Annotated in this window: 3 protein-coding genes; all 3 read right to left on the minus strand. The window is 67.2% G+C overall.

Annotated features, from left to right (window positions below):
* Positions 1 to 373, minus strand: a 373-nt coding sequence (locus tag AC1VAN_RS21535; protein WP_480986707.1) for a YoaK family protein, incomplete at its 3' end; no start/stop codon positions are given.
* A gap of 10 nt (positions 374 to 383) precedes the next feature.
* Positions 384 to 890, minus strand: a complete 507-nt coding sequence (locus AC1VAN_RS21540) for a hypothetical protein (RefSeq protein WP_025879447.1) — start codon at positions 888 to 890, stop codon at positions 384 to 386.
* Positions 887 to 1537, minus strand: a 651-nt coding sequence (locus AC1VAN_RS21545) for a PhoH family protein (protein WP_480986708.1), incomplete at its 5' end; no start/stop codon positions are given. The genes AC1VAN_RS21540 and AC1VAN_RS21545, both read right to left, overlap by 4 nt.

The following is a 1537-nucleotide window of genomic DNA, read 5'->3' on the forward strand; positions in this document are numbered from 1 at the left end:
GTCCGCAGGCCATCGCGGCCGCCAATGCGCCCCATATCTGATGCTGCTTGAACAGCGGAATGGCCGCCAGCAGCAACAGCGATTCCAATGCCAGCGCCACGCCGTAGCGCCGGCCGAGCTGCAGTGCGCTGTCCTGGATCAGCAGTCCGCTGACCATCGCGCCCAGCGAAAACGCGATCAGCAGCCCCCACAAATGGCCGACCGCGCGCCAGTCACCTTGCGCCAGTGCCATGCCAAGCTGGCTGGTGCTGCCGGTCATGTGGCTGACCGCCTGGTGTTCAAAACCGAGGAAGCCAACCACATTGACCATGCCGGCCACGCACGACAGGGCGACCGCGCCGATCCAGACCCAGGTGGGCAGGCGGATTCCCATGGCAGGCCCCTCAGGGCCCGCCGAAGCCGCCGTTGAACTGCAGCTCGCTGAAGGTCCCGCTGGCCGGGTCGAAGACCGCGCCCCAGAACTGCGCGCCGCCATCGCAGACCCGTACCGCCTCGCGGGCGGGCCGCAGGCTGTTGTCTTCAGGCAGATGGAACGCGTTGATGTAGATCACCTGCTTTCCGTCCAGCTCGATGCCGACGTACTGGCGATCGAAATCCAGCACGTGCGGCACCTGCGCTTCCAGCGATGCCAGCTTCGCTTCCAGCTGGTCCACCTGCTGCCGGCTCGGTGCCCAGTAGCCGCTGACCCGCCCGGCCTCGCGGCCGGGGCTGGGGCGCGAGCAGGTGTCGAGCACCTGCGCGGCGATGATCGGGCGGGTGACCACCCAGGACTGGCCACTGCGTTCTGTGGTCGGCACGCTGGCCGGTCCCTGCGTGGTCGCGCAGGCACCGAGCAGCGTGGCAATGGCGACCGCCAGCGATGGCAGCAGCAGACGGGTGCAGCGGTTCACAACACCTCCGAGGCGTAATCGGCCAGCCGCGAGCGTTCACCGCGACGCAGCGTGATGTGCGCGCTGTGCGGCCAGTTCTTGAAGCGGTCCACGGCGTAGGTCAGGCCCGACGTGGTTTCGGTCAGGTACGGGGTGTCGATCTGTTCGACGTTGCCCAGGCAGACGATCTTGGTGCCGGGACCGGCACGGGTGATCAGCGTCTTCATCTGCTTGGGGGTCAGGTTCTGCGCCTCGTCCAGGATCAGGTAACGCGACAGGAACGTACGGCCGCGCATGAAGTTCATCGAGCGGATCTTGATGCGGCTGGCGAGCAGGTCGTTGGTGGCCTGGCGGCCCCAGGTGCCGCCTTCCTGGTTGTGCGTCAGCACTTCCAGGTTGTCGGTCAGCGCGCCCATCCASGGCRKCATCTTYTCTTCYTCSGTRCCGGGCAGGAARCCGATGTCCTCGCCGACGCTGACCGTGGCGCGGGTCATGATGATCTCGCGGTAGCGCTGCTGGTCCATCGTCTGCGCCAGGCCGGCGGCCAGTGCCAGCAGGGTCTTGCCGGTGCCGGCGGTACCGAGCAGGGTGACGAGGTCGATCTCCGGATCCATCAGTGCGTTGAGTGCGAAGTTCTGCTCGCGGTTGCGCGCGCTGATGCCCCACAC

The organism is Stenotrophomonas sp. 05L44_2 (assembly GCF_056665995.1).